This window comes from Amycolatopsis sp. NPDC059235, assembly GCF_042754125.1.
GTDB lineage: Bacteria > Actinomycetota > Actinomycetes > Mycobacteriales > Pseudonocardiaceae > Amycolatopsis > Amycolatopsis albidoflava.
Window position 1 is genome coordinate 40,080 of record NZ_JBHZAG010000010.1, and the last position, 21,969, is coordinate 62,048.

At 69.4% G+C, this 21,969-nt stretch carries 22 protein-coding genes and 1 pseudogene; 13 read left to right on the plus strand and 10 right to left on the minus strand.

Going from position 1 to position 21,969, the window contains the following annotated elements:
- Positions 1 to 389: 389 nt before the first annotated feature.
- Both ACFXI3_RS09605 and ACFXI3_RS09610 read left to right on the plus strand, forming a co-directional pair.
- Entirely contained in the window at positions 390 to 1,415 is a 1,026-nt protein-coding gene (locus tag ACFXI3_RS09605) for a tyrosine-type recombinase/integrase (RefSeq protein WP_378399202.1), read from the plus strand.
- A 4-nt stretch (positions 1,416 to 1,419) separates the two neighbouring features.
- Positions 1,420 to 1,884, plus strand: a complete 465-nt coding sequence (locus ACFXI3_RS09610; protein WP_378399203.1) for an SRPBCC family protein — start codon at positions 1,420 to 1,422, stop codon at positions 1,882 to 1,884.
- A gap of 274 nt (positions 1,885 to 2,158) precedes the next feature.
- Here ACFXI3_RS09610 and ACFXI3_RS09615 read toward each other — a convergent pair whose 3' ends face one another.
- Together ACFXI3_RS09615 and ACFXI3_RS09620 are read right to left on the minus strand one after the other, a co-directional pair.
- The gene (locus tag ACFXI3_RS09615) at positions 2,159 to 3,076 is read right to left on the minus strand and encodes a MerR family transcriptional regulator (RefSeq protein WP_378399297.1); all 918 of its coding nucleotides are present in this window, start codon (positions 3,074 to 3,076) and stop codon (positions 2,159 to 2,161) included.
- A gap of 160 nt (positions 3,077 to 3,236) precedes the next feature.
- Complete coding sequence (locus ACFXI3_RS09620) at positions 3,237 to 3,617, minus strand: hypothetical protein (protein ID WP_378399204.1); 381 nt, start codon at positions 3,615 to 3,617, stop codon at positions 3,237 to 3,239.
- Positions 3,618 to 3,683: 66 nt separating this feature from the next.
- Between ACFXI3_RS09620 and ACFXI3_RS09625 the strand changes: the two genes are divergently transcribed.
- Both ACFXI3_RS09625 and ACFXI3_RS09630 read left to right on the plus strand, forming a co-directional pair.
- Positions 3,684 to 4,460 (plus strand): glycerophosphodiester phosphodiesterase, encoded by a 777-nt coding sequence (locus tag ACFXI3_RS09625; protein ID WP_378399205.1) that lies wholly within the window; start codon positions 3,684 to 3,686, stop codon positions 4,458 to 4,460.
- A gap of 40 nt (positions 4,461 to 4,500) precedes the next feature.
- Entirely contained in the window at positions 4,501 to 5,499 is a 999-nt protein-coding gene (locus tag ACFXI3_RS09630) for a helix-turn-helix transcriptional regulator (RefSeq protein WP_378399206.1), read from the plus strand.
- Here the strand turns inward: ACFXI3_RS09630 and ACFXI3_RS09635 are convergent.
- The gene (locus tag ACFXI3_RS09635; RefSeq protein WP_378399207.1) at positions 5,432 to 6,136 is read right to left on the minus strand and encodes a transglycosylase family protein; all 705 of its coding nucleotides are present in this window, start codon (positions 6,134 to 6,136) and stop codon (positions 5,432 to 5,434) included. The genes ACFXI3_RS09630 and ACFXI3_RS09635 overlap by 68 nt on opposite strands.
- A 250-nt stretch (positions 6,137 to 6,386) precedes the next feature.
- Between ACFXI3_RS09635 and ACFXI3_RS09640 the strand changes: the two genes are divergently transcribed.
- The 3 genes from ACFXI3_RS09640 to ACFXI3_RS09650 all read left to right on the plus strand — a co-directional run bounded on the left by ACFXI3_RS09640 (position 6,387) and on the right by ACFXI3_RS09650 (position 9,145).
- Positions 6,387 to 7,787, plus strand: a complete 1,401-nt coding sequence (locus ACFXI3_RS09640; RefSeq protein ID WP_378399208.1) for an MFS transporter — start codon at positions 6,387 to 6,389, stop codon at positions 7,785 to 7,787.
- 22 nt (positions 7,788 to 7,809) lie between these two features.
- On the plus strand, positions 7,810 to 8,571 hold the full coding sequence (locus tag ACFXI3_RS09645) for a thymidine kinase (RefSeq protein WP_378399209.1): 762 nt from the start codon (positions 7,810 to 7,812) through the stop codon (positions 8,569 to 8,571).
- Positions 8,572 to 8,797: 226 nt separating this feature from the next.
- Positions 8,798 to 9,145, plus strand: coding sequence for an RNA polymerase-binding protein RbpA (locus ACFXI3_RS09650; RefSeq protein ID WP_009078445.1), 348 nt, complete (start codon positions 8,798 to 8,800; stop codon positions 9,143 to 9,145).
- Positions 9,146 to 9,397: 252 nt separating this feature from the next.
- Here the strand turns inward: ACFXI3_RS09650 and ACFXI3_RS09655 are convergent, their stop codons facing one another.
- From ACFXI3_RS09655 to ACFXI3_RS09665, 3 genes and pseudogenes are all read right to left on the minus strand, one after another.
- Complete coding sequence (locus ACFXI3_RS09655; protein ID WP_378399298.1) at positions 9,398 to 9,949, minus strand: NAD-binding protein; 552 nt, start codon at positions 9,947 to 9,949, stop codon at positions 9,398 to 9,400.
- Positions 9,932 to 10,396 (minus strand): annotated as a pseudogene (locus tag ACFXI3_RS09660) (NAD(P)-dependent oxidoreductase); the annotation flags it as partial. The gene ACFXI3_RS09655 and the pseudogene ACFXI3_RS09660, both read right to left, overlap by 18 nt.
- A gap of 13 nt (positions 10,397 to 10,409) precedes the next feature.
- The gene (locus ACFXI3_RS09665; RefSeq protein ID WP_378399210.1) at positions 10,410 to 10,970 is read right to left on the minus strand and encodes an NADPH-dependent FMN reductase; all 561 of its coding nucleotides are present in this window, start codon (positions 10,968 to 10,970) and stop codon (positions 10,410 to 10,412) included.
- Between the two features lie 88 nt (positions 10,971 to 11,058).
- Here ACFXI3_RS09665 and ACFXI3_RS09670 point away from each other — a divergent pair, with 88 nt between their 5' ends.
- Positions 11,059 to 11,517, plus strand: a complete 459-nt coding sequence (locus ACFXI3_RS09670) for a MarR family winged helix-turn-helix transcriptional regulator (protein ID WP_378399211.1) — start codon at positions 11,059 to 11,061, stop codon at positions 11,515 to 11,517.
- On the opposite strand, the gene ACFXI3_RS09675 is transcribed toward ACFXI3_RS09670, so the two are convergent.
- Positions 11,432 to 12,643 carry an MFS transporter gene (locus ACFXI3_RS09675; protein ID WP_378399212.1) on the minus strand — a complete coding sequence of 404 codons (1,212 nt, stop codon included), beginning with the start codon at positions 12,641 to 12,643 and terminating at the stop codon, positions 11,432 to 11,434. The two genes, ACFXI3_RS09670 and ACFXI3_RS09675, sit on opposite strands and share 86 nt — an antisense overlap.
- Before the next feature lie 86 nt (positions 12,644 to 12,729).
- Between ACFXI3_RS09675 and ACFXI3_RS09680 the strand changes: the two genes are divergently transcribed.
- From ACFXI3_RS09680 to ACFXI3_RS09690, 3 genes are all read left to right on the plus strand, one after another.
- Positions 12,730 to 13,167 (plus strand): winged helix-turn-helix transcriptional regulator, encoded by a 438-nt coding sequence (locus ACFXI3_RS09680; RefSeq protein ID WP_378399213.1) that lies wholly within the window; start codon positions 12,730 to 12,732, stop codon positions 13,165 to 13,167.
- A 79-nt stretch (positions 13,168 to 13,246) separates the two neighbouring features.
- Positions 13,247 to 13,627: an ArsR/SmtB family transcription factor gene (locus ACFXI3_RS09685; RefSeq protein WP_378399214.1), complete on the plus strand. Its 381-nt coding sequence runs from the start codon at positions 13,247 to 13,249 to the stop codon at positions 13,625 to 13,627.
- Positions 13,624 to 14,706: an SRPBCC domain-containing protein gene (locus tag ACFXI3_RS09690; protein WP_378399215.1), complete on the plus strand. Its 1,083-nt coding sequence runs from the start codon at positions 13,624 to 13,626 to the stop codon at positions 14,704 to 14,706. The genes ACFXI3_RS09685 and ACFXI3_RS09690 overlap by 4 nt, the downstream gene beginning before the upstream one ends.
- A 7-nt stretch (positions 14,707 to 14,713) precedes the next feature.
- Here ACFXI3_RS09690 and ACFXI3_RS09695 read toward each other — a convergent pair whose 3' ends face one another.
- Genes ACFXI3_RS09695 through ACFXI3_RS09705 form a run of 3 tightly spaced genes read right to left on the minus strand, consistent with a single transcriptional unit; the run spans position 14,714 to position 18,742 of the window.
- Positions 14,714 to 15,481, minus strand: coding sequence for a polyprenol monophosphomannose synthase (locus tag ACFXI3_RS09695; protein ID WP_378399216.1), 768 nt, complete (start codon positions 15,479 to 15,481; stop codon positions 14,714 to 14,716).
- Between the two features lie 23 nt (positions 15,482 to 15,504).
- Positions 15,505 to 17,130, minus strand: a complete 1,626-nt coding sequence (lnt, locus tag ACFXI3_RS09700; protein ID WP_378399217.1) for an apolipoprotein N-acyltransferase — start codon at positions 17,128 to 17,130, stop codon at positions 15,505 to 15,507.
- 10 nt (positions 17,131 to 17,140) lie between these two features.
- The gene (locus ACFXI3_RS09705) at positions 17,141 to 18,742 is read right to left on the minus strand and encodes an amidohydrolase (protein WP_378399218.1); all 1,602 of its coding nucleotides are present in this window, start codon (positions 18,740 to 18,742) and stop codon (positions 17,141 to 17,143) included.
- A gap of 121 nt (positions 18,743 to 18,863) precedes the next feature.
- Between ACFXI3_RS09705 and ACFXI3_RS09710 the strand changes: the two genes are divergently transcribed.
- Positions 18,864 to 20,255 carry a KamA family radical SAM protein gene (locus ACFXI3_RS09710; RefSeq protein ID WP_378399219.1) on the plus strand — a complete coding sequence of 464 codons (1,392 nt, stop codon included), beginning with the start codon at positions 18,864 to 18,866 and terminating at the stop codon, positions 20,253 to 20,255.
- A 1,306-nt stretch (positions 20,256 to 21,561) separates the two neighbouring features.
- Positions 21,562 to 21,915 carry a hypothetical protein gene (locus ACFXI3_RS09715; RefSeq protein ID WP_378399220.1) on the plus strand — a complete coding sequence of 118 codons (354 nt, stop codon included), beginning with the start codon at positions 21,562 to 21,564 and terminating at the stop codon, positions 21,913 to 21,915.
- The last annotated feature ends 54 nt before the right edge of the window (positions 21,916 to 21,969 follow it).

Consider the following 21,969-nt stretch of genomic DNA (forward strand, 5'->3'; position numbering starts at 1 on the left):
TTCTTGTTTTTTTCATACCGCACCTCGCACCTAAAAAACCCACGACTGGCTGGACGTTGAGGTTGGAGCACAACAACTTTCTCCAACGCGCTGAGGCTGACTCGGCGGCTTGAAGATCCACTCGACCAGATGAACGCGTCGCGGATCCAGTCCGTCGTCAGGCCGATTCACAGTGCTGACGCGCGCGCGAACAGCGACTTTTCACGTCACACAGGGAGCATTCAGGCGCGAGAGGGTTGCTCGAAAGGTGCTGTCCCCCAAGGGGATTCGACCCCTTCTCAAGCCTCGCCGAAGCCCTTCCCCGGCCATGTTTCATGCATAATCGCTATTATGCATCATATATCAGACAGTGGCTAGCAACGAGCGGCGTCGAAGAAATTGTCGGTGCTGTGCGGTACAAGATCACTATGCTCGTTTCCGAGGCACAGCAAGCGTTCTTCGCGGCACGGCGGCCGCGCAAAGACTCGCCGCACACCACTGCCGCCTATCGGCGCGACCTCGCCGGGATCACCGCTCTCCTGCTGGCGGAGCTGGGTCGTGACGAGGCGGAGGTCGAAGAGCTGACAGCACCGGTGCTGCGGGCCGCCTTCGGCACGTTTGCCGACACCCACGCGAAAAGTTCGGTGCTGCGCGCGTGGTCGACGTGGAACCAGTTCCTTACCTTCTGCGTGTCCGACGGACTGCTCCCGGGCAATCCGATGGGAGCCGTCGCGCGGCCCAAGACTCCCCCGCTCACGCCGAAACCTTTGCGGGGCGAGGAAACTCCCGAGCAGCTGCTGACCGCCGCGGCCGACGGCGCCCGGCGCGCGCGGGATCCTTGGCCGGAGCGGGATGTGCTGGTGCTGGCGCTCGGGCTGGTCGCAGGCCTGCGGGCAGCGGAAATGCGCGCGCTGACGCCACGGTCGGTGGTCGGGCGAGACGGCGAACTGCGGCTGCACGTCCACGGCAAGGGCAGCCGGGACCGGTCGATCCCGGTGCAGCCGGCGATGGCGAAACTGATCGAGGACTACCAGGCTTCGTGCCGTCGGCGCTTTCCCCGGCAGCGTTTCCCGGCAAGCGAGCCGCTGCTGCGGGACCGGGCGGGCAATCCGATCGGCCGGGGCGCGCTGGAGTATCTGGTGAAGTCGTGTTACCGGTGGGCGGGCCTGCACGACCGCGTGCCGACGGGCGCGAATCTCCATGCCCTGCGGCACACTTTCGCCACGCGCTTGGCCGAGGACGGTGCGACCGCGTCGGAGATCATGTCCTTGCTGGGCCACGCGAGCCTCGCGACGAGTCAGAACTACATCGAGGCGACCGGCCGGGAACAGCGAGCCGCCGCGGCGAGCAACCGCACTTATCGGGCGCTCAACGGGTTGGCCCGGGAGGACTCTTCCGAAGAGGGCGCTGCGCGGGAGGCCGATGTGATTGCATGAGCGGGTGACTGACGAACCTTCGCGCGTCGTGCGCGCGAGCCGTGAGATCGAGGCCCCGGCGGAGCGGATTTTCGAGCTGATCGCCGACCCGTCGCGGCAGCCCAGCTGGGACGGCAACGACAACCTGTCCGAGGCGAAGCCGGGCCAGCGCGTCCACGCGGTCGGCGACGTGTTCACGACGACCCTCACGAACGGCTGGCTCCGGGAGAACCGCATCGTGGAATTCGAGGAGGCGCGCCGGGTGGCGTGGCGTCCGTCGGAACCGGGCAAGCAGCCGCCGGGCCATTTGTGGCGCTGGGAGCTGAACCCGCTCGGCGCGACGCGCACGGAGGTGACGCACACCTACGACTGGACCGAGCTGGATCCCAACGACACGATGCGCAACACCCGCGCCCGCTCGATGACGGCGGGCAACTTGGCGGCGTCGCTGGAGAATCTGGCGAGGGCGGCGGAACTTCCGCAGTCGTGAGCAGCGCGCGGCGAGTGCGCACTCTGTGCCACAACGCGATCCGGACCTGGAGGCGGGGACCCGTTGGCAGTGGGTCGCGCGGATGCTGGCGCGTCGAGCAACCGCCGCACGGGCGGAGACTGACGTCAGCCTCTCCCCTGTGCCGGGCGTAGCAGTTCGCCGATACGAAAACCGCCGCGCAGCAGCCACAACCCGCTGCCGAACCAGGTAGCGGCGATCGTCGTGGGCAGGAGTTTCGGCCGAGGTTCTCTTCAGCCGCGGGCGCTGTCCCGTGTCATCGGTGTGCCCGCAGGGCGGCAGCGAGCCACGTGAAAGCAGGCACGCTGCGCGGACCCGGCGGGCGATTGTCGATCAAGCCCAGCAGCTCCCAGTAGCGTTCGACCCGGGGTTCGGCGACCAGATCAAGCCATTCGAGCAGTGCCCGCGACTCGCTGTCGCCGAGATCGGCGGGCACGATCCGGTCGAGGATCGTGTGTCCGGCGTCCGAGTCCGGTGCGATCCCCTTCGCCGCGGCGGGGCCGGCGTGTTCGAGGACCAGCGGCCGGATGTTGAGGCCGAAATCGATGCGGTGGTCGGAGTCGCCGTGGAGCACCATCTGCCGCATGGTGTGCTGGAAGTCGTCGTCGGAGACGAGTTCGGCCAGCTCTATCCAGGCGTCCACCTGGGCGGACGTCGGGTCGTCGGGCAACCGCGGCGGCATCTCTCGCATGAACTCGGCGATGACCAGAGCGTCCGGGTCGTCGACGCCGGCGAAGATCTTGTCGACGAAGCCGTCGATGAGCTGTTGCCGTTCGCGGGCCGGCAATCGGGCGAGTTCGTGCATCACGGCCAGTCCTTCGGTCTTGTCGTCTCGGCTGAGGGCGTTGAGCAGGACCGCGCGGTTCAGCCGCAAGAGCTGGATCTGAGCTTCGAGGGCCTCGACGTGGCTCGCGGCGACTTCGGCCAGCGTGGACTGGCTGTCGAGCACCTCTCGTACCTTGTCCAGGCCGAAGCCAAGCTCGCGCAGTGTCCTGACCAGGTGCAGACGGCCGACCGCGTCGGCACTGTAGAGCCGGTAGCCGCCGGCGGACCGTTCCGCGGGCGGTATTACTCCGCTGTCGGACCAGAACCGGATCGTCCGCGCGGACAGCCCGGTGCGGCGAGCAAGTTCCCCGATCGGGTAGCGGCCGGTTGCCTCGTCGATGCCCTCAATCTGGACCTTCCACCCACTGGAAGGTCAACTCGAATTCAGGCAGCCGTCGTGCTCCGGGGAGATCCAGGCGACCAGCCTTCCAGGGGCGTCCAGCGCGCCGGGGCCGCGGGGGCTGGCCTCGCCCTCGTCAGACGGAGATTTTCAAGGCAAGAAAGTATCCTCAGCGAAGCTGTTCGAGATCCTTCGCCGCAGCCGCGATCTCCTCGGCCAACTGCCGCAACTCCCCCGAGGAAGCACCATCCTGGGCGGCGGTCACGATGTCCTCCGCGGCGCAGCGCAGCTGGAAGAGCCGGTCCTGCAACGCCGCGATCTCGGTGTCCGACAGCACGACCGCGTCTTCGGGCAGGCCGCTGCGTTGCAGGGCGGTCCGGCGTTCGTACGCGCGTTGGCGGCAGGATTGCCCGCAGTAGCGCCGGCGGCGTCCGACGTTGCCCGCTTCGGGCAGGCGGCGTCCGCACCAGCCGCAGTGTTTCGGGGCGTTCGTGCGGCGCGGCACGACGCGTTCGTCGCCGGTCAGAGCGTGTTCGGCCAGTTCCCTCACCCGCCGGACTCTAGCTGTCCATCACGTTCTCACGACGGGGCCACACCGATGGCGCAGACTGGAACCATGCGTCCACCGTTTCCGTACCTCGCCGACTCGCTCCCCCGCGCCTTCGCCCACCGCGGCTGGCATCTCGGCGATCTGGAGGGGCTGGAGAACTCGCTGCCGGCGTTCCAGCGCGCGGTCGCCGAGGGGTACCGCTACCTCGAGACCGACGTGCACGCCACGTCGGACGGGGTGGTCGTCGTCCATCACGACTCGACGCTCGATCGGACGACCGACGGGCGCGGGGCGATCGCGACGCAGACCTGGGCGCAGCTCAAGGACGTCAAGATCGACGGCCGGGCGCCGTTGTCGCGGCTGGAGGATCTGCTCGAGGAGCTGCCGGACGCGTTTTTCAACATCGATGTGAAGGCCGACAGCGCGGTGGTCCCGTTCGTGCGGGCGTTGCAGCGGACCGGGGCGGTGGACCGGGTCGCGGCGGCGTCCTTTTCGGACTCCCGGCTCGCTCGGCTGCGGCGGCTGGCGGGGCCGAAGCTGCTGACCGCGATGGGGCCGCGGTCGGCGTTCCTGTTGTGGGCGAACGGCTGGGCTCCGCTGCTGCCGATCAGCCGGTTCTCGGCGGGCTGGCTGGCGCAGGTTCCGGTGCGGCAGGGGCCGTTGACGGTGGTCGACCGTTCGTTCGTGAAGTCGGCGGTGCGGCGCGGGTTCGAGGTGCACACGTGGACGATCGACGACGCGGACCAGATGCGGAGCCTGCTGGACCTCGGCGTGCACGGGATCGTGACGGACCGGCCCGATCTGCTGCGCGAGGTGCTGCGGGAGCGGGGTGCGTGGAAGTAGCGGACACAACCTGACCGCTACTCAAGGCAGGATCGAGGGCGTGCCGAAGACCTCCGCGCGGCTGTTGTCGCTGCTTTCGTTGCTTCAGGCTCGGCGGGATTGGCCGGGTGCGCTGCTGGCCGAGCGGCTGGAGGTCAGTCCGCGCACAGTGCGCCGCGACGTCGACCGGTTGCGGGAGCTGGGCTATCCGATCGTCACGACGAAGGGTCCGGACGGCGGTTATCGGCTGGACGCCGGGGCGCAGCTTCCGCCGTTGTTGTTCGACGACGACCAGGCTGTCGCGCTGGCGATCGCATTGCAGGCCGCGACCGGGGCTGGGATCGAGGAGGCGGCAAGGCGGGCGTTGCAGACCGTGCGGCAGGTGATGCCCGCGCGGTTGCGGCATCGGGTGGACGCCTTGAGCTTCACCGCCGTCGAGCGTCCGGCGCCGAGCGCGAATCCGCAGACTCTCGTGGCGTTGAGCGCCGCGGTGCGTGCCCGGGAGGTGCTGCGGTTCGATTACGCCCCAACGGATACGCCGCCTCGGCGCGTGGAGCCGCATCATCTCGTCACGTGGGGCCAGCGGTGGTATCTGGTCGCGTGGGATCTCGATCGCGAGGACTGGCGAATCTTCCGCGCGGACCGGATCACGCCGCGTACGCCCACCGGGCCGCGGTTCGCGGAGCGCGGGCTGGCCGATGTCGCGGCGTTCGTGGCCGCGAAGTTCCGCGGGACGGATCTGTCCGGCGAATGGCCATGCCGCGGCGAGGTGATTCTGCATCTTCCGGCGACCGAGGCGGCGAGTTACCTGGCCGACGGCGTGATCGAGGCGCTCGGGCCGGACCGGTGCCGGGTGAGTCTCGGGGCTTGGTCGTGGCGCGGGCTGGCCGCTTCGTTCGGCCGGGTCGACGCTGATCTCGAAGTCGTCGGCCCGGCCGAACTCGCCGAAGCTTTCCGGCAGCTCTCCGCGCGCTACGCCGATGCGGCGCGGGTCAGCGCGGAGCCTTGCCTTCCCACGCGGCCTTCCACGTCTTCGGACCCAGCCGGCCCGAGTCGTTGATGCCGTTGGCGCGCTGCAGGTCCAGGACCGCGGTGCGGGTCTTGTCGTAGTAGCAGCCGGTGCCGCTGAAGCCGTAGCCGAAGGCGTTCATCCGCAGCTGGAACGTGCGCAGCGCGGGCGCGCAGTCTCCGTAGGCGTAGACGAGGCCGGGCCACGCGGGCGTCGCGCCGGGCGGTCCCGGCGGCGGGGTGGGCTGCGGCTTGGGCGCGGGCGGCGTGGGCAGTCCGCCGCCGCCGATGTAGGCGGCCTCTTCCCATGCGGGGACGCGCTTGCTGCGGGCGTCGCCGTCGTTGGAGAGGCCGAGCATGCCGCCGCATTCCCAGGGCTGCCAGCCGCGCATCCGGTAGAGGTACAGCGCGCGGTAGTCCTGCTCGCGCGGGCTGGCCTGGTCGGGGCGGCCCTGGCCGCCGACGCTGCGCCAGGTGGAGAGGTCGAACTGGTAGGCGCCGTAGTAGCCGTTGCCGGTGTTGATCGTGTAGCGGCCGCTCGACTCGCACATGCGGAGCTTGGCCCAGGTGTCCGAGTGGGGGTCCGCGGAGGCGGCGCCGGTGACGACGAGTTCCATGCCGAGGACGGCGACCACGAGCAGCAAGGCTCGAGCGGCGGCCCGTCTGGCAGTGCGAACGCGGTTGGTCATGCCACGCACACTAAGCACGTGACTCATGGACCACAAGAGTCACACCACGCACAGCAGTCTCACATGACACGCCCGGATCTTCCGGCAGCGACACGCCCGGCCCGGCGTGTCGGATGTTCCTGCGCGCGGCGTGGCGGAAACCGGAAGCGACGAACCGGACACGGTTTGCCCCCTTCGGCGGTACCGGTTGCCCTCGCGGCAGTAATGTCCGGCGCGACCTGGAGATTCATGACCGAACGAGGAGCCGTGGATGACGCTGGCCGAGACCCGGGACAGCAAGCGGGAGCGGTGGGGCTGGTACTTCTACGACTGGGCCAACTCGCCGTTCTATTCGTCGGTCACGACGGTGTTCGGCGCGCTGTACATGAGCACTGTGGCGGCCGCGGACGCGAAGCAGAACATCACCCTTAACGGGGACAGGGCTTGCCTCAACGCGGCGGGAGCGGACGACAAGCTCAACCACTGCGACGTGTCGCTGTTCGGCCTCCACTTCCCCGCCGGTTCGCTCTGGGGCTATCTGCTGTCGGTGGCGACAGTGGTGCAGGTTCTGGTGCTGCCGATCGCGGGCGCGGTGGCCGACCGCAGCCGCAACAAGCGCAAGATCCTCGGCGGGTTCGCGGTGCTGGGCGCGGTGGCGTCGGCGCTGATGTTCTTCATGGCCGGTTCGGACTGGCAGCTGGGCGCGGCGCTGTTCATCGTCGCGAACATCGGCTACGGCGGTTCGCTGGTCGTCTACTACTCGTTCCTGGTGGACATCGCGACGCCGGACGAGCGCGACGACGTTTCGGCCAAGGGCTGGGCGTTCGGCTACCTCGGCGGCGGGCTCGCTCTCGCGCTGCAGCTCGCCTTCTACCTCAGTCGCGAGTCCCTCGGCATCGACACCGGCCTCGCGGTGCGGATCTGCTTCCTGACCTCGGGCATCTGGTGGGCCGTCTTCACCATCCCGACGCTGCGGAGGCTCCCCCGCGTCCACGTGCCGACCGCGACCGAACGCGGCGTCTCGGTGCTGCGATCGGGTTTCCGAGAGCTGCGCCAGACGCTCGGCGAGGCGAAGGCGTATCCGCTCACGCTCGCCTTCCTCGGCAGCTACCTGCTCTTCGCGGACGGGATCAACACCGTCGTCACGGTCTCGGCGCAGTACGGGAAGGACGAGCTTCGGTTCTCCGACGAAGTGTTGATCATCACTGTGCTGGTGATCCAGTTCCTCGCTTACGCCGGCGGCGTCCTGCACGGACTGCTCGCGCGACGCCTCGGCGCGAAGCGGACGATCCTGGTCAGTCTCGTGCTCTGGGTCGTGGTGCTCGGCGGCGCGTACTTCGTGCAGCCGAAGCAGCCGCTGCAGTTCTTCGCCGTGGCGATCGGCATCGGGCTCGTGCTGGGCGGGACGAACGCGCTGGCCAGGTCGCTGTTCAGCCAGATGATCCCGGCTGGGAAGGACGCGCAGTACTACTCGCTCTACGTCGTGGGCGAGAAGGGCACGTCGTGGCTGGGGCCGCTGGTGTTCGCCGGCGTCGGGCAGGCGACCGGGTCGTTCCGGCTGGCGATCGTCGCGCTCGTGGTGTTCTTCGTGCTCGGGTTCGTGTTCGTCGCGCTGGTCCCGGTGCGGCGCGCGATCGCGGCCGCCGGCAACCGTCCGCCGGAGGTGCTGTGAGGCCCAGATAGGGTCGGGCGTCGTGACCGCTGCAGACGACGTTGTGCTCGAGGACCCCACCGACGCGCTTTCCGCGGCCCCGCCGGCCGGGGCCCGGCGCAACGGTCCCGCGCGGGGACGGCTGAAGTTCTGCTACGGCCCGATGGACTGCGGGAAGTCGACGCTCGCGCTGCAGATCGACCACAACCACGCGCGCCAGGGCCGCCGCGGGCTCGTGCTGGTCCGCCACGACCGGTCCGGCGCGCCGCAGATCACCAGCCGGATCGGCCTCGCGCGGCGCGCGACCGAGGTCGCGACCGGCACCGACATCCGGGACCTGGTGCGCGAGCAGTGGGCGCGCGGGCAGCACGTGGACTACGTGATCGTGGACGAGGCGCAGTTCCTCTCCCCCGGCCAGGTCGACCAGCTGGCCGAACTCGCCGACGAGGCGGGCATCGACGTGTACTGCTTCGGCATCGCGACCGACTTCCGCAGCAGGCTGTTCCCCGGTGCCGCCCGGCTGTTCGAACTCGCCGACGAACTGCAGCCGGTCCAGGTCGAGGTGCTCTGCTGGTGCGGGCTGCCCGGCCGGTTCAACGCGCGGGTCCGCGAGGACGTGATTCTCCGTGACGGAGACACCGTTGTGGTAGCAGATACCGAACACTCCGTAGTTGAACCTTCAGCTTCAGCACGGTCTGATGCCGAAATGGTCACGGTCCGTTATCAGGTACTGTGCCGTCGCCACTTCCGCTCGGGGGATCTGGGACCCGCTGCCGCCCAGCACGGTCAGTTACGGTTGTCCTAGAGCTAACCTAACTAGCCCGACTGGGGGATATCCGCACTAAGAAGGCGGTATCCGCGTCACGTCAGAGGGCGAAAGGACTCCCTCTGGAGGAAGCTGAAGACCACGGGTGACGCAGCTCATCGTGAGCAGCGACATGGGGCGCCGGGAATCTCTCGGATGCCTCGTTCGTTGCATAGGGTGAGCATCACCCTGGCTCCACCCGGAGCTGACTGAAAGGAATCCCACTATGGCCGACCGTGTTCTCCGTGGAAGCCGGCTGGGAGCGGTCAGCTACGAGACCGACCGCAATCACGACCTCGCTCCGCGCCGTACCGTGCGCTACTCCTGCCCCAAGAACCACGAGTTCGAGGTGCCGTTCTCCGACGACGCCGAGATCCCGACGGTGTGGGAGTGCCGCCTGCACGGCAGCGAATCCGAGATCGTCGACGGCGGGCAGCCCGAGCAAAAAAAGGTCAAGCCCCCCAGGACCCACTGGGACATGCTGCTGGAGCGCCGCTCCATCCCCGAGCTCGAGGACCTGCTGAACGAACGTCTCGCCGAGCTCAAGGGACGCCGGACCAGCCGGTCCGCTTGAGCCTCGGCCAGTAGCTGGCTCCCACCACCGAACAGGAACGGCCCCCGCGACCTCCCCCCGCGGGGGCCGTTTCGCGTCCGCGGCACGTCTCCCCCGCGGCACAGCGCGGCTCGCAGCGGGCGCGGGCAGCTTGACCGGCGGCGCGAGGAAGTCCGGGGTCCGCGACACATGAAGTACACGTCGCCGTCGCACGGTCCGCGGCGGCTCTTCCCAGGCGCGCACCGGGTCGTCGCCGTCGCAGCGGTCGCCGACCTAGGCGAGCGGCGCGCCGCTGAGCACAGGTCCGGACTGTCCGCTCGGGGTCGTCCCGCTGTTCCGGGCAGGCTCGCGGGTTCGATCCTGCCACGAACAGCGGGACCCGCAGGCGGTCGTTCCTTCGGACCGCCTGCGGGTGACTTCGGCGATGCTGGCCCAGTCGAGGTCCGCGCCGATCTGCTCGACCGCGGTGGCGAACACGTCGTGCAGGACCGGCCCGGTGGGCAGGTCGACGCCGAGATCGCCCGCTGTGCGCAGCGCGAGGTCCAGGTCCTTCAATCCGAGCGTCGTGGTGAATCCCGGCGGGGTGTAGGAGCCCGCGGCGATGGAGTCGCCGTAGCCGCGGTACACCGGGCCGGGGAACACCGAATCGGTGATCGTCTCGACGAACCGCCCGGCGTCCAGGCCGGCGTGCTGCAGCAGAGTGATCGACTCGGACAGTGCCTGCAGCGCGTGGATGATCAGGTAGTTGACCGAGATTTTCGCCGTCGGGGCGGCGTCCGCGGCGTCGCCGAAGTCCCAGACCCGCCGGCCGATCGCGGCGAGCATCGGCTCCGCCTCGGCGCGGACGGCGGCGTCGCCGGAGACCAGCACGGCGAGGTTCCCGGCCGTCACGGCTTCCGGGCGGCCGATCACCGGGGCGCTGAGGTAGCGCCCGCCGAGCGCGGCGAATTCGCGGGCGGCGTCCGGGCTGATGGTCGCGTGGTTGACGTGGAGGAAGCCTTCCGGCGCGGAGCGGATCCGCTCGGCGGTGAACACCTGGCGCACCGCGTCTTCGTTGCTGAGCATGGAAAAGACGGTTCCGGTGGCGATCGCGGCCTCGGGGGCGCCGACCACGGTCGCGCCGCGTGCGGCCAGGTCGTCCGCCTTGCCCGCGCTGCGGCTCCACACCGTGACGTCGTAGCCCGCGTCGAGCAGGCGGCCGGCCATGGCGGCGCCCATCCTCCCGAGCCCGATGAAGCCGATCCGGCGTGCGGTTGCTGGCATGTCTGGTTCTCCGTTTCTTCGGTCAGCCGAGTGCTTCGGCCATCTCTCGGTCGATCCTGCGCAGCAGTGCGCGGTTCGGGTGCAACGTGCGGTCGAGGTCGCGCAGCTGCCAGTTTTCGTCCACGTCCTGGTCGGTGATGACGGCTTCGACGTGCGTGTCGAGCACGCGCATGTGCAGCCCGTGCAGGACGCCGATGAACTGTTCGGCGGCCTTGTCGCCCCCGCGGGTGCCATAGGTGAGCAGGCTTGCCGGGCGGTCGCGCCATTCCCGGTACAGGTAGTCCAGCGCGTTCTTGAGCACCCCCGGGTAGCCCCAGTTGTACTGCGGGAACACGAAGACGAAGCCGTCGTAGCCCTGCACGAGCCCGCTCCACGCCCGGGTGTGTTCGTGTTTGTACTGCTGCAGCGCGGCTTTGACGGGTTCGTCGAGGAACGGCAGCGCGAGGTCGGCGAGATCGACCAGGTCGTAGGCGAGGTCGCTGCCTTCTCCCAGCGCGTCGCGCGCCCAGGCGGCGATCCCGCCGCAGATGCGGGCGGGGCGGGTGCTGCCGACGACGACGGCGACGCGTTTCCGGTCCGCCATGCACCTCTCCAGGTTTGCCTCAAGTACTGTTCGTGTCACGAACTAAAATAGTTGGTGCCACGAACTCGGTCAAGCTAACCTGGCCGCTGTGACCGATTCCTCCCCTGAAAACGCCCCGGCCCCGGACCTGGTCGACGGGCTCATGCAGCTGTCGTTCGTCGTGCAGGCGATCCTGGGCCGTCTCGCCGGAGAGCACGGCCTGTCGGTCACCCAGCTGCGGATGCTCGCCGTGCTCGACGACCGCGAGATCGGCATGCGGCAGCTGGCCGGGATCCTGGAACTGGAGAAGTCCAGCGTCACCGGGCTCGTCGACCGCGCCGAGCGGCGCGGGCTGGTGCGGCGGAACGCGGTGCCCGGCAACCGGCGCGCCGTGCACGTCACCGACACCGAGGACGGCCGGGCGGTCGTGCGGCTGGTGCGCGAGGCGATCCGGACCGAGATCGGCCAGCTGGCCGGCACCCTCAGCGACAGCAGGCAGGATTCCTTTCGCCGCTCGATGGCAGCACTGATCCGGCACTACGTCGCCGAGCACGACATTCCGCTGTGAACCACACCGCGAACGCACATCCGGCGAACGCCGCGCCCAGGATGCTGGAGCCGGTCCAGCCGGCCGCCGCGAACGCCGTGGTCGTCGCGGCCGCGCCCAAGGCGGAGCCGAGCGAGTAGAAGATCATGTAGCCGCCGATGACGCTGCTCGTGCGGTCCGGATGCGCCGCGGTGAGCAGGTGCTGATTGCTGACATGCACCGCCTGCACGGCGAAATCAAGCACCAGCACGCCCACGCCCAGCAGCCACAACGACGGCTGCCCGACGGCCAGCCACGACACCGCCAGCAGGACCAGAGCTCCGCCGGTAACGAGGCTCGCGCGTCCCCTGTCCGCCCAGCGTCCCGCTCGGGCGGCGCCCAGCGCGCCTGCCAGGCCCACCAGTCCGAACAGGCCGATCTGCGCGGTGCTCAGGTTCCACGGATCCGCGGCGAGCGGCAGCGACAGGCCGCTCCACAGCGAGCCGAACGAGGCGAACAGGAAGAACGCGATCAGGCCCCTCGAGAGGAACAGCGGCTCGCGGAACTGGCCGCCGAGCGACGTCAACACCTGCCGGTACGTCGTGCCGTCACGACGCGGGTCTGGCGGCATCGTCTTCAGCACCAGACCGGCGAGCACCACCAGCAGCACCGCGAGCGCACCGTAGACGCTGCGCCAACCCCATAGCTCAGCCAAGGCACCGGCGGCGACGCGGGCGCCGAGGATTCCGATGACGACACCGGACGTCACGACGCCGAGCGTGCGGCCGCGTTCGTCCGAAGTGGACAATGCGGCGGCGTAGGCGACTGTCGTCTGCACGACCACCGCGAACAGGCCCGCGAGCACTAATCCGGTCAGCAGCAACCAGGTTTGGGTGGCGGCTGCGGCCAATGCCGTGCCGACTGCGGTCAGCAGCAGGTGTCCGGCGATGAGCTTGCGGCGGTCGACGAGATCGCCCAGCGGGACCAGCACGGCGAGCCCGGCCAGGTAGCCGAGCTGTCCGGCGGCGACGATCCAGCCCACTCCCGCGTCCGGCACGCCCAGATCCCTGCCGATCTCCGCCAGAACCGGCTGAGCGGCGTAAATGCTCGCGACGGCGACCGCGCACACCGCGGCGAACACCGTCCGGCGGCCCGTGGTGAGGCCCATGACTCCCCCAATCAGTAGCAAATTGCAACTGATCGCACCGTACGGCAGAATGGTTTCAAAGAGCAACTCATCAAGGAGGCGCGCTCGTGGGCGAGAACCCGGCCTGGACCGACCCGTCGTGTCCGGTGGCCCGCACCCTGGACCTCGTCGGCGACCGGTGGAGCCTGCTGATCGTCCGCGACGCGATGGACGGCGCGCGGGCGTTCACCGACTTCCAGCAGCGCACCGGCATCGCCCGCAACATCCTCACCGACCGCCTGCGCCGCCTGGTCGAGCGCGGCGTCCTCGACCGGCAGGCCGCGGAGTCCGGCAAGCGGCAGGTCTACTCGCTCACGCCGGCCGGACGCGATCTGTTCACGGTCGTCGTCGCGCTCCGGCAGTGGGGCGAGCGGCACGCCTTCTCCCCCGGCGAAGACCACTCCGTACTCGTCGACGAGGCCGGACAGCCGGTTCCGCGGCTCAAGCCGGTCGCGGCGAGCGGCGCGGCGGTCGATGTCGAGACGACCTCAGTGCGCAAGAGCTGAATCCCGCTGACCCCTTGCCCTCCGGACGCGACGAGCTTATTGTCAACGTACTGCTTGATAAAGAGATCGGTTGATAAAGATGTCCGTTGACAATGTCGAGGACCGGCTGGACCGGGCGTTCACCGCGCTCGGCGACCCGATCCGGCGCGCGCTGATCGCCCGGCTCTCGCGCGGCGAAGCGACCGTGAACGAGCTGGCCGAGCCGTTCCCGGTGACGAAGCAAGCCGTGTCGCGGCACGTCCAGGTGCTGGAGGCGGCCGGGCTCATCACGCGCAGCCGCGACGGCCAGCGCCGCCCGTGCCACCTCAACGCCGCCGCTCTCGAAGAACTGACCAGCTGGATCGACGCCTACCGGCTCACCCGCGAACGCGAGTTCCGCCGCCTCGACAGCCTCCTCGAAGAGACCAGCGCCCTCGAAAAGACCAGTGCCCTCGAGAAGACCAAGGAGCAAGACAAATGACCGCGACCACCATCACCGCCCAGCCCGGCAGCCCGTTCATCGAGGTCGTCCGCGATTTCGACGCGACCCCCGCGCAGCTGTTCCGCGCCTACACCGACCCTGACCTGATCACGCGCTGGCTCGGTCCGCGCGACATCGAGATGCGCATCCTGGAGTTCGACGCGCACGCCGGCGGGGCGTACCGCTACGTGCATCGCGACACCGACGGCAGCGAGTACTTCTTCCACGGCGTCTTCCACGCGGTGGAGAACGCCGAGCGGATCGTGCAGACCTTCGAGTACGAGGGCGCGCCGGGCAACGTCAGCCTGGAGAGCATGACCTTCGAAGACCTCGACGGCCGGACGCGGTTGCGGACCCGGTCGGTCTTCCCGAGCGTCGAGGCGCGCGACGCCATGGTCGCGAGCGGGATGGAGCGCGGGATCCTCGATTCGATGGACCGGCTCGACGAACTCGCGCGCGACGCGGACCGGCCGGAGGCGAGCCGGGTGGTCGTGGACATCTCGATGTCGCTGGACGGCTACGTCACCGCCCCGGGCGCCGGCCCCGACCACGGGCTCGGCATCGGCGGAGAACCGCTGCACGCCTGGGTGTCCGACCCGACGCCGCGCGATGCGGAGATCCTGCACCGGTCGTTCACCGACACCGGAGCGGTGGTCATGGGCCGCGCCATGTTCGACGTCGTGGACGGCCCCAACGGCTGGGCCGACGAGGACGGCTACGGCGAGGGAGAGGACCGGATCCCCGCGCCGCCGGTGTTCGTCGTCACCCACGCCCGGCCCGAAAAAGTGCGGCTGGGCGCGCGGTTCCGGTTCGTCACCGACGGCCTCGAAAGCGCGATCGAACAGGCGCGCGCGGCCGCGGGCGGGAAGAACGTCACCGTGGGCGGCGGCGGGTCGATCGCGTCGCAGGTCCTCTACGCCGGCTTGGCGGACGTGCTGCGGATCCACCTCGCGCCGATCGTCCTCGGTGACGGAACCCCGTTGTTCCCCAAGGGAAATCCCGCGCCGGTGCGCCTGGAGCCGCTCGGTACGGTGTCGACGCCGGGCGCCGAACACCTCACCTACCGCGTCCTGAACTAGAGAACCGTCAGCCTCGGCCCAGCAGCTTCTTCAGCTGGGCCAGGCGGCGCTGCACGCCCCACTCCGCGACCCGGAAGAACGCCTCGGACATGATGCCGCCGCTCATCTTCGACACGCCGATCTCCCGGTCGGTGAAGGTGATCGGCACCTCGACGATGTCGAACCCGGCGTCCGCGGTGCGGCGCGTGAGGTCGATCTGGAAGCAGTAGCCGTGCGAGGCGACCTCGTTCAGCGCCAGCTTCTCCAGCACCGGGCGGCGGTACACGCGGAACCCCGCGGTCATGTCCGCCACCTTGATCCCGAGCGCGATCCGCGAGTACAGGTTCGCCCCGCGCGAGAGCAGCGTCCGGCGCAGCGGCCAGTTCACCGTGCTGCCGCCGGGCACGTACCGCGACCCGATCGAGAGGTCGGCGTCGCCGACCGCGTCCAGCAGGCGCGGCAGGTCCTCCGGCGCGTGCGAACCGTCGGCGTCCATCTCCACGAACGTCGCGTAGCCGTGCTCCATCCCCCAATGGAACCCGGCGATGTAGGCCTTGCCGAGGCCTTCCTTCGCGGTGCGGTGCAGCACGTGCACCCGCTTGTCCGCGGCCGCGCGCTCGTCGGCCAGCTCGCCGGTGCCGTCCGGGCTGCCGTCGTCGACGACGAGCACGTCGACGTCCGGAAGTGCCTTGTGGAGCCGGTCCAGCACCGGGCCGAGGTTCTCCCGCTCGTTGTAGGTCGGGATCACCACCAGCACCGGTTCGATCGTTTCGGCCCCCCGAGGCGCCTGCGCCATCCGTCTCCTCCGCATCCGGCGAGTCAGCCCGCCGCTTCCCCTGCTGTGGTCCCCGTTGTCACTGTCTTGCCGGTACCGCGCCGGGTGCGAAAACGGAGCACGAACCCGCCGGCGACACCCGCGATCGCCAACGCCAGCAGTCCGTACTCCGTCCACGCACCGATTCGATCCGACAGCGTAGTCTGCGTGCGCAGCGGCACGCGCCCGACCAGGGCATCCGCCGTGAAAAGCCCGGTGGAGCTGGTGATCGTCCCGTCCGGGGCGACCAGCGCGCTCACCCCGGACACCGCCGACACCACCACCGCGCGCCCGTGCTCGACCGCGCGCAGCCGCGCCATCGCCAGCTGCTGGTAGCTCATCTCCCCCGGCCCGTACCACGCGTTGTTGGTCGGTACGACGAGCAGTTCGCCGCCCGCGTTCGTCGCGTCGCGCGCCGGGCCGTCGAACGCCGACTCGTAGCAGATGAACACGCCGATCTTGGCTCCCGCGACCGACAGCGCGGCGTTGGAGCCGTCGCCGGGACGCATGTCGCGGGTGTCGTCGATGAACGGCGTCACCAGCCGTGCGATCGCGCGGGCGGGCACGTATTCGCCGAAGGGCACCAGATCCTGCTTGACGTAACGCTGTCCCGGGCCGGTCTTCGGATCCCAGACGACAGCGGAGTTTTCCGCGGCCCCGTCCGGCGTGCGCACGAGCGCGCCGATGATCCCGGGCGTCCCGAAGGCCGACAGCATCTGGTCGACGCCCGGGTCGTCGCCGTCGAGCGGCGTCGAGGTTTCCGGCCACAGCACCAGATCCGGCTTCGGCGCCTGTCCTGATTGGACCTTCTGCAGCAGACGGGAGCTTTCGGCGAGGGCGTTCGCGCGCAGCACCCCGCGCTGTCCCTGCAAAGCCAGGCCGATGTCCGGCGCGTTGCCCTGGACGGACGCGACGGTGAGCGAACCGTTCTGCGCCTCGGTGCCGATCGCCGGCCACACCGCGAGCCCCGCGGCGGCGGGAAGGACGGTGAACACGGCAGGCCACACCAGCGCGCGATCCCAGGCCTTGCGAGTGCGCCACAGCGCGCTTATCGCGGCTGCGAGGCCGAAACCGGTGAGCACGACGGCGAACCCGACCAGCGGCGCACCGCCGACCGACGCCAGCGACAGGAACGCGCCCTCGGGCTGGCTGAACGCGACCCGGCCCCACGGGAACCCGCCGAACGGGAACCAGGTGCGCGGCGTCTCGAGCGCGATGAACACCAGAGCGCCCCAGAGCGGCGCCAGCGGCAGCCGCGCCACGACCCGGATCAGCCACCCGGCGAGTCCGAAGTAGAGCGACAGCGCGAACGACAACGCCAGCCACGGCAGCGGCCCGAAGTCGCGGCCGAGGAAGTCCTGCAGCCACACCAGCAGCGGCACGAAGAACGCCATGCCGAACACGAAGCCGTACCCGAACGCGCCGCGGAACGACCGTCCACGAAGGACCAGCGCGAACGCGGCGAACGCGATCGGGGCCAGCCACCACAGCGGGCGCGGGGCGAAGCTGAGGTAGTAGCCGTAGCCCGTCGCCGCCGTCGCCAGGACGCGCGCGAGCCAGGGCTTCCACGCCCGCTTTCGCTTGGTCTTGTGCGGAACGCCCGAATCGGCGTCCGCCACACTCACTGCCACACCCGGAACTCTAAGCGGCCGGTGTGAACTCGTCGTAGATGACCGTCCCGCCGCGGACGGTGCGCAGGCAGCGCGGCAGCGGCGCGCCCGGCTCCAGCCTCGGCAGCGGCGGAACGCCCGAACGCGGGTCGGTGGACCAGCGCTGCACGCGGCTGTCGGCCGTGGCGACGACGAGGTCGGCCGCGTCCCAGATCGCGTAGTGCGCGGGCGCGCCGGGGACAAGGCTGCCGGTGACGCCGTCGTTGACGCCCGCCGCGCGGTGTCCGGCGCGCGTGTGCGCGGTGAACGCGGCGCGCGCGGAGAGACGCGCTTCGGGAGTGTGGTGGTGCACGGCCGCGCGTACGGCGGCCCACGGGTCGACAGCGGTCACCGGCGCGTCGCTGCCGAAGGCAAGCACAACGCCTTCAACGGCGAGCTGCGCGAAGGGGTTCAGCGCCGCCGCGCGGGCGCCGAGACGTTCGGAGTACATGCCGGAGTCGCCGCCCCAGGCTTCGTCGAACAGCGGCTGCACGGACGCGACGACGCCCCATCCGGCGAGTGCGCGCGCCTGGTCCTGAGTGACCATCTCCAGGTGCTCCAGCCGGTGGTGCCGCGCGGCGAGGGGACGCTGGCCGACCTGCTTCTCGGCGAGCCGGAACCCCTCGATCACCTCGCCGACCGCGGCGTCGCCGATGACGTGGAAGCCCGCCTGCAGCCCGGCTTCGGTGCAGGCGACGAGGTGATCGGCGATCACTGCGGCGTCGGCGTAGAGGGAGCCGGAGGTGCCGGGCTCGTCGGAGTACGGAGAGGTGAGGGCTGCGGTGCGGGAGCCGAGCGCTCCGTCCACGAAAAGGTCTCCGGCGACGCCGTGCGCGCCGAGGCGGCGGGCGGTGTCGAAGGCGTTCAGCTCGCCCCAGTAGCCGACGATCTCCGGCAGGGCCGGGTCGGCCAGCGCGAGGAGGTCGGCGAAGTCTTCCTCGCCGGAGATGTCCGGGCCCGCGCATTCGTGCACCGACACGATCCCGCGCGCGGCGGCCGTCGAGAGGAACGCGCGCTGGGCTTCTTGACGCTGCGCTCGGGTGATCGCGTCTCGGGCCGCCCCGCGGACGAGGTGGTGGGCCGCGCGGGTGAGCGGGCCGTCTGCGGACCATCCCGCCGCGGACTCGACGCCCGGCGCGAGTTTCGTGAGCGCGGTGGACACCAGCGCGGAGTGGACGTCGACCCGGCTCAGGTAGACGGGCGTGTCCCCGGCGGCGGCGTCGAGTTCGGCGCGGCTCGGCAGCCGCTGCTCGGTCCAGGACGACTCGTCCCAGCCGTGCGCGAGCAGGACCTGTCCCGGGACGACGGCCCCGCGAACCGCGGCGAGCAGGTCGGCTGAGCTGCGGATCGCGGTCAGGTCGAGACCGGTCAGGTGCAGGCCGGTGGAGGTGGCGTGGACGTGCGCGTCCACGAACGCCGGCGCGACGAACGCTCCGCCCAGGTCGACGACCTCGGCGTCCGGGTGCAGCGCGCGGGCCGGAGCGTCCTGGCCGACCCACACCACGGTGCCGCCCGAGACCGCCATCGCGGTGGCGTCCGGGGAGGACGGGGTGTAGACGCGGCCGCCGAGCAGGAGCGTGGTGCTGTCGTTCACTCCCCGAGTCTCCCGCCTGGTCCCCCGAGCAGGGCAGACCGGGTCATCGTGCAGAAAGATTTACGGTCGACTAACGTTATGGCAGGATATTTTCACGCGTTCCCGACGACTAGGAGTACAGATGACTGCGATCCAGGAACCTGTGCCGACTGCCGCCGCCTTCGACCAGCCGTACGAGTACGTCCGCGCAGAGTTGGCAGAACCCGACTGGCGCCGCTTCCCCGGCTGGCACGACGTCACCGAAGCAGAGTGGCGGGACGCCCAGTGGCAGCGCGTGCACTGCGTGCGCAACGCCAAGCAGCTGCGGGCGCTGATGGGCGATCTGCTGGAGGAGCGGTTCTACGAGGACCTGCTCGCCGACCAGCGCGAGATGGCCACGATGTCGATGCTGCTGCCGCCGCAGATGATCAACACGATGGCCCCGCACGCGGGCACCGACCCGGCGAAGGTGACCGAGGCGTTCTACGCCGACCCGATCCGCCGCTACATGCTTCCCGTGCGCAGCGACCGGCATCCCGTGTGGCCGAGTCACCCGCACGCCGAACGCGACTCGCTGCACGAGGCCGAGATGTGGGTGGTCGAGGGGCTCACCCACCGCTATCCGACGAAGGTGCTGGCCGAGATGATCTCGACCTGCCCCCAGTACTGCGGGCACTGCACCCGGATGGACCTCGTCGGCAACTCGACCGAACAGGTCGAGAAGCACAAACTCGCGCTCAAGCCGGTCGACCGGCAGGACGCGATGATCGACTATCTGAAGCGCACCCCCGGCGTCCGCGACGTGGTCGTCTCCGGCGGCGACGTGGCGAACGTGCCGTGGCCGCAACTGGAGTCGTTCCTGATGCGACTGATGGACATCGAGACGGTCCGCGACATCCGCCTGGCCACGAAGGCGCTCGCGGCGCTGCCGCAGCACTGGCTGCAGCCGAAGGTGACCGAGGGGCTGCAGCGGGTCGCCCTTACGGCGCAGGCCCGCGGGGTGAACCTGGCTATTCACACGCATGTGAACCACGCGCAGTCGGTGACGCCGCTGGTGGCGGAGGCTGCGCGGACGGCGTTGCAGGTCGGGGTGCGGGATGTGCGGAATCAGGGCGTGTTGATGCGCGGGGTCAATGCCACTCCGGCTGCGCTTTTGGATCTTTGCTTCGCTTTGCAGGGCGAGGCTAACATTTTGCCGTATTACTTTTATATGTGCGACATGATTCCTAATGCGGAGCACTGGCGGGTTTCCGTGCATGAAGCGCAGGAATTGCAGCATTCTATTATGGGGTATTTGCCGGGGTATGCTACGCCGCGGATTGTGTGCGATGTGCCGTATGTCGGGAAGCGGTGGGTGCACCAGTTGGCGGAGTACGACCGGGAGCTGGGGATTTCGTACTGGACCAAGAACTACCGGACCGGGATCGAGCATGAGGACCCGGAGGCGTTGCAGCGGAAGTACCCGTATTACGACCCGATTCAGACGCTGCCCGAGGCCGGGCAGAAGTGGTGGGTCGACCAGAAGGGTCGCTGATCCCGAGCACATAATCCCGATCGCTTGCCGACGCTTGGGCGACAGACCTGCAAGCCACGGCTGACCGCCACGGGATCCGCGCCTTGCCGTAGGCGAACCGCGCAGGGGAAGAAGGTTTCAAAGTGGTGCCTGGCCAGCGGATATACCGTCGGCCAGGCACCAGCCAACGTGCCGCGACGTGGCCGTCGGCGCGGTGAAACACTTCGACCTGCCTGACCGTGCGAGCCCGGACTCGGCTGCGAGAACACACCCAGGACGTCCGCGATTCTGATCGCCGAATGGCCCAGAAACGGCCCAGATGATCCACAGTGGACACTCGCGCAATACTTCCGGACGACCGGCACGAGTGCCTATATTCTGCCGTCCAGAAAGCAAAGGTCCGACTATTTCGAGCCCGCCCGATCGCGATAGTTTCCGGAATCCTTGCATGGATGACACTAGGTGAATTCACCCCGACTATTCGCTCCACTGCATCGACCATTTCCGAGGCGCCTGCAATAGCGTTCGCCTCGCGAAGCGGTGCGAAGTTTGCCGGGGCTGAACAATTCTGACTCCCGGTCCGGCCGAACCGCGGGCGTTTGGCGTGCGCAGGGGCCAACTGTCCGAGGCCTGGCGTTCGCTGACTCCCGGGACCGGCTGGCCGACCGGTGCCGCGGCCTAGCCTCGTTGCTGCCCGCGCGCTGCCTGACCGCCACCAGGATACGGTCGCCGCGGCCTGGTCCCGTTCAGTCGATCACTCCGACCAGTCGCACCCCGCAGCCGCGGCCAGCGCCCTCCTCGACCTGGCTAGCTGTCTCGACTCGGTGGCATCCCGTCCGCGGTGTTCGCCACCGAAGCTGCCACCGAACTGCCGCTGAACAGCGTGGGACGCAGGATCGACACGGAACAGGTCGGCGAACCGGTGGGCAACACGGCAGTTCGGCTTCCGTCGCCGGTCGCAGCGGCAACGCTCCGCCAAATTCCTGTCCCGCGACTCGGGCCCGTTCCTTGGCCTGCATTACGGCTGCGGTTGTCGCCGGTCTCGCGGGGAGACCGAGACCAGCCGCCAGCGCGGCACCGGTCGCGCGCAGCAGGCCGCCGGCGGTTTCGCGCCAGCCGTGGCCGGTCTGAGGGAGCGCGATCCAATCACCTCGCCTGCGGGTTCAAGCTGGCCGGGCCGGTATCAACGTGCACCGCGCGGGCGTGGTGCGGATGCCGGTCGGCGGGGTGCACACATCGGGTTCCCGCAACAGACCCCGTACGTCCGGGCGAAGGGCGCGATCTTCGGATTCACCCGGACGCTGGCCTTCGAGGCCCAGGAAGTGAAGTGGGGGTCAAGATGAACGCCATCGCGCCGACCGCCGCGACCCGCATGTCTGACGAGGCGGACCTGCCCGACGACTTCAAGCAGTTCATGCGCGACAACCTGCCCACCTCGCTGGTGAGCCCGGTCGTCGCCTACCTCGCCCACGAGGACTGCGCGATCAACGGCGAAGTGCTGCAGGCGCGGGGCGGCGAGGTACAACGCCTCGTGCTCGGCTTCAACTTCAATCAGGGGTTCGCGAGCAAGGACCTCACGCCGGAGCTGGTGCAGGAGCACATCGACGAGATCCTCGACCCCGCCACCCACACCCCGTTCGCCACGATCGACCAGCAGGACCTTTCCGCCGGGGGAAAGTGATTCTCCTGCAGAGAAACCGAAGTACCAGCGGAGCTCGGATTGCCGGAACGCGGC

What these genes read in the sequence shown, in the direction of transcription:
- ACFXI3_RS09625 (WP_378399205.1), top strand. Translation starts at nt 3,684, where the DNA reads ATGCGTCCACCGTTTCCGTACCTCGCCGACTCGCTCCCCCGCGCCTTC.
- ACFXI3_RS09635 (WP_378399207.1), bottom strand. Translation starts at nt 6,136, where the DNA reads ATGACCAACCGCGTTCGCACTGCCAGACGGGCCGCCGCTCGAGCCTTG.
- ACFXI3_RS09640 (WP_378399208.1), top strand. Translation starts at nt 6,387, where the DNA reads ATGACGCTGGCCGAGACCCGGGACAGCAAGCGGGAGCGGTGGGGCTGG.
- ACFXI3_RS09650 (WP_009078445.1), top strand. Translation starts at nt 8,798, where the DNA reads ATGGCCGACCGTGTTCTCCGTGGAAGCCGGCTGGGAGCGGTCAGCTAC.
- ACFXI3_RS09655 (WP_378399298.1), bottom strand. Translation starts at nt 9,949, where the DNA reads ATGCTCGCCGCGATCGGCCGGCGGGTCTGGGACTTCGGCGACGCCGCG.
- ACFXI3_RS09665 (WP_378399210.1), bottom strand. Translation starts at nt 10,970, where the DNA reads ATGGCGGACCGGAAACGCGTCGCCGTCGTCGTCGGCAGCACCCGCCCC.
- ACFXI3_RS09675 (WP_378399212.1), bottom strand. Translation starts at nt 12,643, where the DNA reads ATGGGCCTCACCACGGGCCGCCGGACGGTGTTCGCCGCGGTGTGCGCG.
- ACFXI3_RS09685 (WP_378399214.1), top strand. Translation starts at nt 13,247, where the DNA reads ATGTCCGTTGACAATGTCGAGGACCGGCTGGACCGGGCGTTCACCGCG.
- ACFXI3_RS09690 (WP_378399215.1), top strand. Translation starts at nt 13,624, where the DNA reads ATGACCGCGACCACCATCACCGCCCAGCCCGGCAGCCCGTTCATCGAG.
- ACFXI3_RS09695 (WP_378399216.1), bottom strand. Translation starts at nt 15,481, where the DNA reads ATGGCGCAGGCGCCTCGGGGGGCCGAAACGATCGAACCGGTGCTGGTG.
- ACFXI3_RS09710 (WP_378399219.1), top strand. Translation starts at nt 18,864, where the DNA reads ATGACTGCGATCCAGGAACCTGTGCCGACTGCCGCCGCCTTCGACCAG.